This is a genomic window from Rhodoferax sp. OV413 (assembly GCF_945881795.1).
Classification (GTDB): Bacteria; Pseudomonadota; Gammaproteobacteria; order Burkholderiales; family Burkholderiaceae_C; genus Allorhodoferax.
Map to the genome: position 1 here is coordinate 1 of NZ_CAMCVG010000108.1, position 5,977 is coordinate 5,977.

General features: G+C 59.3%; 7 protein-coding genes and 1 pseudogene. 6 read left to right on the forward strand and 2 right to left on the reverse strand.

Annotation, left to right across the window (positions count from 1 at the left end; all coding sequences use genetic code 11):
* From Q0O05_RS10885 to Q0O05_RS10895, 3 genes and pseudogenes are all read left to right on the forward strand, one after another.
* Window positions 1-189: pseudogene (locus Q0O05_RS10885) on the forward strand (ABC transporter ATP-binding protein); the annotation flags it as partial.
* An 86-nt stretch (window positions 190-275) separates the two neighbouring features.
* Window positions 276-1,529, forward strand: coding sequence for an AMP-binding protein (locus Q0O05_RS10890; RefSeq protein ID WP_293662991.1), 1,254 nt, complete (start codon window positions 276-278; stop codon window positions 1,527-1,529).
* Window positions 1,530-1,629: 100 nt separating this feature from the next.
* On the forward strand, window positions 1,630-2,601 hold the full coding sequence (locus Q0O05_RS10895; protein ID WP_293662993.1) for a tripartite tricarboxylate transporter substrate-binding protein: 972 nt from the start codon (window positions 1,630-1,632) through the stop codon (window positions 2,599-2,601).
* Between the two features lie 44 nt (window positions 2,602-2,645).
* Here the strand turns inward: Q0O05_RS10895 and Q0O05_RS10900 are convergent, their stop codons facing one another.
* Window positions 2,646-2,984, reverse strand: coding sequence for a DUF1840 domain-containing protein (locus Q0O05_RS10900; protein ID WP_293662995.1), 339 nt, complete (start codon window positions 2,982-2,984; stop codon window positions 2,646-2,648).
* Window positions 2,985-3,105: 121 nt separating this feature from the next.
* Between Q0O05_RS10900 and Q0O05_RS10905 the strand changes: the two genes are divergently transcribed.
* Entirely contained in the window at window positions 3,106-3,411 is a 306-nt protein-coding gene (locus tag Q0O05_RS10905) for a polyhydroxyalkanoic acid system family protein (protein ID WP_293662997.1), read from the forward strand.
* Here Q0O05_RS10905 and Q0O05_RS10910 read toward each other — a convergent pair.
* A complete protein-coding gene (locus tag Q0O05_RS10910; protein ID WP_293662999.1) occupies window positions 3,403-3,657 on the reverse strand; it encodes an acyl-CoA-binding protein in 255 nt (84 codons plus the stop codon). The genes Q0O05_RS10905 and Q0O05_RS10910 overlap by 9 nt on opposite strands.
* Window positions 3,658-3,800: 143 nt before the next feature.
* On the opposite strand from Q0O05_RS10910, the gene Q0O05_RS10915 reads away from it, so the two are divergent.
* Together Q0O05_RS10915 and gmd are read left to right on the forward strand one after the other, a co-directional pair.
* Window positions 3,801-4,778, forward strand: a complete 978-nt coding sequence (locus Q0O05_RS10915) for a GDP-L-fucose synthase (protein WP_293663001.1) — start codon at window positions 3,801-3,803, stop codon at window positions 4,776-4,778.
* Window positions 4,779-4,785: 7 nt separating this feature from the next.
* Complete coding sequence (gmd, locus tag Q0O05_RS10920) at window positions 4,786-5,892, forward strand: GDP-mannose 4,6-dehydratase (RefSeq protein WP_293663002.1); 1,107 nt, start codon at window positions 4,786-4,788, stop codon at window positions 5,890-5,892.
* Window positions 5,893-5,977 lie beyond the last annotated feature (85 nt).

The following is a 5,977-nucleotide window of genomic DNA, read 5'->3' on the forward strand; positions in this document are numbered from 1 at the left end:
AACATGGCCCTGAAATACGCCGACTACGGCTACATCATGGAAAGCGGGCGGGTGGTGATGGACGGCGCAGCTGCCGACTTGCGCAGCAACGAAGACGTCAAAGAGTTCTACCTCGGCGTGGGCGGCGGTGAGCGCAAGAGCTTCAAAGACGTCAAGAGCTACAAGCGCCGCAAACGCTGGCTGGCCTGAAAAATCACACCTAAATCGGCTCTAGCGCTTATGCAGTATGCGCGAGCAGCTCCTAATTCAATAGCATATTTGCCGACGGAGAGTTTATGAATCCCGCCTACGACGCCCTGGAAACGCGCCAACCCGCCGAGCGCGAGGCCGCCCACATGGCGGCGCTGCCACGCCAGGTCGCCCATGCTCAGCAGCACAGCCCGGCATTCGCCGACATCTTGCAGGGCGTGGATGCCGCGTCCGTCGTGGACCGCGCAGCACTCGCCCGCCTGCCGGTGACCCGCAAGTCGGAGTTGCAGGCGCTGCAGCAATCTGCGCGGCAGGCGGGGGGTAACGTGTTCGGCGGCTTCAGCGCGGTGGGATTCGGCAGCGCCATGCCGCGCGTGTTTGCCAGCCCGGGCCCGATTTACGAGCCCGAGGGCACGGCGCGCGACTACTGGCGCATGGCGCGGGCTATTTTTGCAGCGGGCTTCCGGCCCGGGGAGCTTATTCACAACAGCTTCAGCTACCACTTTGTCCCTGCGGGTTCGATGATGGAGACCGGCGCCCACGCGCTGGGCTGTACTGTTTTCCCGGGCGGCACCGGCCAGACCGAGCAGCAGGTGCAAGCCATGGCGGAGCTGCAACCCGCGGGCTATATCGGCACGCCGAGCTTTTTGAAAATCATCCTCGAGAAGGCGCTGGAGATGGGCGTGGCGCTGCCCAGCGTAAAAAAAGCCATGTTCGGCGGCGAGGCCTATCCGCCCTCGCTGCGCGACTGGTTTGCCGCCCACGGGGTGGACGGTTACCAGTGCTATGCCACGGCGGATTTGGGTCTGATTGCCTACGAGACAAGCGCGCGCGAGGGCCTGGTGCTCGACGAGCAGGTCATTGTGGAGATTGTCCGCCCCGGCACGGGAGACCCGGTTCCCGAAGGCGAGGTGGGCGAGCTGGTGGTCACCAGCCTGAACGCTGCATACCCGCTGATCCGTTTTGGTACCGGCGACCTGTCTGCGGCGTTGGCAGGCCCCTGCCCCACCGGCCGAACCAACACCCGCATCAAGGGCTGGATGGGCCGGGCTGACCAGACCACCAAAGTGCGCGGCATGTTTGTGCATCCCAAGCAGGTGGACGAGGTGGCCAAGCGCTTTCCCGAAGTCCAGAAGGCGCGACTGGTGGTGAGCGGTGAAATGGCCAACGACCAGATGACCCTGATGCTGGAGGTGCAAGGCCAGCCTGAGGGCTTGGCCCAGCGCGTAGCCGAGGCGGTGCGCGAGGTGACCAAGCTGCGCGGGGACGTAGAGCTGCTCGCGCCCGGCGGCTTGCCAAATGACGGCAAGGTGATCGAAGACGCACGTAGTTACCGCTAACTTTCTGCAAAACCCCCCGTGACCCGTGGGCTAGGTAGTTTCCTCAGTACGGGTTATTACTGCGCTGGATAGACTCACGCCCTCACTACAGGAGATTCCCATGAAAAAAATCATCGCCGTTGCAGCCGCTTTGGTGGCCATGTCCGCCTCTGCCGACACCTACCCCTCCAAGCCCATCACCATCGTGGTGCCTTTCGCCGCCGGCGGACCGACCGACCGCGTAGCCCGCGATCTGGGCGAGTCTCTGCGCAAGCAACTGGGGGATGTGAGCATCGTCATCGACAACACCGCAGGCGCGGGTAGCTCCATCGGCACCAGCAAGGTCGCCAGGGCCGCGCCGGACGGCTACACCCTGTTGCTCAACCACATTGCCATGGGCACCATGCCCGGCCTGCTGCGCAACATGCCTTTCAAGGTGGAGTCCGACTTTGAGTACCTGGGCATGATCAACGATGTGCCCATGACCTTGATTGGCAAGCCCGACCTGCCAGCCAAGACCTACAAAGAGCTGACCACATGGATTGGCCAGAACGTGGGCAAGGTCAACCTGGGCAACGCGGGCATCGGCTCCGCGTCACACCTGTGCGGTTTGCTGTTCCAAAACGCTATCAAGGTGGACATGACCACCGTGCCCTACAAAGGCACCGCGCCTGCAATGACCGATTTGATCGGCGGACAAATAGACCTGCTGTGCGACCAGACCACTAACACCAGCCAGCAAATCGAGGGCAAGAAGGTCAACGCCTATGCGGTGACCACTTCCAAGCCCCTTACGACCGCCGCGTTGAGGAGCCTGCCTACCCTGCAAAGTCAAGGCCTGGCCAACTTTGAAGTGACCATCTGGCACGGCCTGTACGCCCCCAAGGGCACGCCTGCCGACATTCAGGCCAAGCTGAACACAGCGCTCAAGGCGGCCCTTAAAGACGCAGACTTCGTCAAGAAGCAAGAAGGCTTGGGCGCAGTGGTGGTTTCCGACAAGCGCGTGGAGCCCGCAGAACACAAGAAGTTTGTGGCCTCTGAAATCGCCAAGTGGACGCCCATCATCAAGGCGGCCGGCGTTTACGCCGACTAAACGGGCGCTGCCCCGCGTCTGACACTGCGGACTCCGCGCTGGGGTCAGGCGCCCCAGGTGATGTCTTTGCCCGCCGCCAGGCTGCGTCGCGCCATATCGAGTAGGGGAGCAGCCCGCTGCCGCAGGCTGACGCCGGAGGGGGCGCTGTCTTCCCCCTTTTCTTGTGCCCAAGGTTCAGCCAATGCGGCCTGAACACGGCGCGACTCTTCTTGGGCCACAGCCTCTTCCAGCGCGCTGATGGCTGCGGGTAGGTCTGCAGCGAGCAGGATGCCCTTTTGCTGGCTCGCCGCATCGGTGCGGCCCCACAGCTGCAGAATCTGCCGCCCGTTGGGCTCGAGCATGATCACATCGCTGGCAACTTTGGATTTGAATTTGTACAGCATGGGGACAACCGCCTTTGCTTCATTAAGATGACCGTTTATGCGACCGACAGCTGCGACCGCAATTGCGACCGCAGCCATCACAGCATTAACAACCACAGCATACCCAGAGGAGGCGAACCCCGTGGCGGATTTACACCTATTGCGAGCCCATAGCCTTGGTTTGGAGGCCGCGCGCAATGTAGCCCGCGATTGGGCAGAGCAGGCCTGGCGCGACTTCGGCATGGAATGCACTTACACCGAAGGCGAAGTTCAGGACATATTGAGCTTCAAAAGGTCCGGCGTCAACGGCACATTGAGCGTGGGCCCCGAGAGTTTCGAGCTCAGCGCACAGCTAGGCTTTTTGTTGCGGGCATTCAAAGAAAAAATCGAGGCAGAAATCTCCAAAAACCTCGACGTGCTGCTGGCGCCTTCATCGCCTTCAGCTTAGTGATTCAATCAGGTCGATGTACTGCTGCATCGCGTCCTCTGCGCTCAGGCCTTTGACGCCAATCCAGGCATCCCACTTGGCACGCCCCACCATGTCGGCAAACGCCGGCTTGGCCTCGGCGTTGTCGCCCACGGTCGCTTGCTTGTAGAGCGCGTAAATTTTGAGCAAGGTTGCGTTGTCCGGCCGCTCGCTCAGGTTTTTGGACTCGGCAACGGCGGACGCGAAGGTGGTTTGTAGATCAGTCATTTTGTTCTCTCAAGTGAATCAGCGGCGTAGTAAAAATGCCTTCGCGCCGGTTAAGTCTTCATCTTACGGCGCTCTTCGTTAAGGAGCCGTCCCTGTACGGGGCGGAGCAGAGTCGATAATGCTCAACAAATCTGAATTTGCGAATGAATCCGAAGCCCAAAATCTTTGTAGCTGGCCACCGCGGCATGGTCGGCTCAGCAATTGTCAGGACGCTGCTGGCAGGTGGCGTTGAATCAGCCGATTTGCTGGTTCGCCCGCATTTGGCACTGGATTTGTGCAACCAGGCGGCGGTCAACCAATTTTTTGAAACCGAGCGGCCCACGCAGGTTTACCTCGCAGCAGCCAAGGTGGGAGGAATTCATGCCAACAACACCTACCCGGCAGACTTTATCTACCAAAACCTGATGATGCAGGCCAATGTGGTGGAGGCTGCATTTCGTAACGGCGTTAAAAAGCTATTGTTTCTTGGCAGCAGCTGCATCTACCCCCGCTTGGCGCCTCAGCCCATGGCAGAGAGCGCATTGCTCACCGGCACTTTGGAGCCGACCAATGAGCCCTATGCGATTGCAAAAATTGCTGGCATCAAGCTGTGCGAGAGCTACAACCGGCAGTATGGTCAAAGCCATGGCATCGACTACCGCAGCGTCATGCCCACCAATCTGTACGGCCCGGGTGACAACTACCACCCCGAAAACAGCCACGTTATACCTGCGTTGATTCGCAGGTTTCACGAGGCCAAAGAGCGTGGCGATCCCTCTGTGAGTGTTTGGGGCAGTGGCACGCCAAGGCGAGAATTTTTGTTTGTGGATGACATGGCCGCAGCCTGTGTTCATGTGATGAACTTGCCGCATGAAGAATATGCAAAGCACACATCCCCCATGCAGAGCCATATCAATGTGGGCTGTGGAGACGACGTTCCGATCTCCGAGTTGGCGCACTTGGTGAGCCAGACGGTGGGTTACTCTGGTGCCATCGGGTTCGACAGCAGCAAGCCCGACGGCGCACCCCGCAAGCTGATGGACAGCGCGAGACTCAAAACATTAGGCTGGCAGCCCCGCGTCGCGTTGCAAGACGGCCTTCGCCTCGCGTACCAAGATTTTTTGAGTATCAACTATGAATAGTTCGCAAATGGAAACGCAAACTCAAGTGGCAACAGCCAAAGTTGCCCTGATTACCGGCATTACCGGCCAAGACGGCTCGTACCTTGCTGAGTTTTTGCTGGAAAAAGGTTACACGGTGCACGGCATCAAGCGCCGTTCGTCCAGCTTTAATACCGACCGGGTGGACCATATCTATCAAGATCCGCACATCGAAAATGCGCGCTTCAAGCTGCATTACGGCGATTTGAGCGACACCAGCAACCTGGTCCGCATCGTCCAAGAAACCCAGCCGGACGAGATTTACAACCTAGGCGCCCAAAGCCATGTTGCGGTGAGCTTTGAGAGCCCCGAATACACCGCCGATGTAGATGCAATCGGCACCTTGCGTTTGCTAGAGGCCATCCGCATCTTGGGTCTGGAGAAGAAAACCCGCTTTTACCAAGCCTCCACCAGCGAGCTCTATGGCCTGGTGCAAGAAACTCCGCAGCGCGAGACCACGCCTTTCTACCCCCGCAGCCCCTACGCGGTGGCAAAAATGTATGCGTATTGGATTACGGTGAATTACCGCGAGGCGTATGGAATTTACGCCTGCAACGGGATTTTGTTTAACCACGAGAGCCCGCGCCGCGGCGAAACCTTCGTGACCCGCAAGATCACCCGCGGCCTGGCCAATATCAGCCAGGGCCTGGAGGACTGCTTGTACATGGGCAACATCGACGCCCTGCGCGATTGGGGTCACGCCAAAGACTACGTCCGCATGCAGTGGCTCATGTTGCAGCAAGACAAGCCCGAGGATTTCGTGATTGCCACGGGTAAGCAATACAGCGTGCGGCAGTTCATTGAGTGGACCTCGCAAGCCTTAGCTAAGACCATCCGGTGGGAGGGCGCGGGAGTGGACGAAGTGGGATATTGGGAAGACAAGCCCGTCGTCAAGATCGATCCCCGCTATTTCCGGCCAGCGGAAGTCGAAACCCTGCTTGGCGATCCCGCCAAGGCAAAAGCCAAGCTGGGTTGGGTGCCGGAGATTACAGCTCTGGAGATGTGTGAGGAGATGGTGGCGAGCGATCTGGCGCAAGCCAAGCAGCACGCGTTGCTTAAGGCAAATGGATATAGCGTTAGCGTTACTGTCGAATAAGGGGTCCGTGCTTCAGAAGTGACCCTGCAGTTTTATGTCACGGGTATGCCGCACTCTTCAACAACCGCAAGCAACAAGATTACTC

Excerpts from the sequence above, each read along its gene's own strand:
- Q0O05_RS10890 (WP_293662991.1), top strand. The coding sequence starts at position 276 with ATGAATCCCGCCTACGACGCCCTGGAAACGCGCCAACCCGCCGAGCGC.
- Q0O05_RS10895 (WP_293662993.1), top strand. The coding sequence starts at position 1,630 with ATGAAAAAAATCATCGCCGTTGCAGCCGCTTTGGTGGCCATGTCCGCC.
- Q0O05_RS10900 (WP_293662995.1), bottom strand. The coding sequence starts at position 2,984 with ATGCTGTACAAATTCAAATCCAAAGTTGCCAGCGATGTGATCATGCTC.
- Q0O05_RS10910 (WP_293662999.1), bottom strand. The coding sequence starts at position 3,657 with ATGACTGATCTACAAACCACCTTCGCGTCCGCCGTTGCCGAGTCCAAA.
- Q0O05_RS10915 (WP_293663001.1), top strand. The coding sequence starts at position 3,801 with ATGAATCCGAAGCCCAAAATCTTTGTAGCTGGCCACCGCGGCATGGTC.
- gmd (WP_293663002.1), top strand. The coding sequence starts at position 4,786 with ATGGAAACGCAAACTCAAGTGGCAACAGCCAAAGTTGCCCTGATTACC.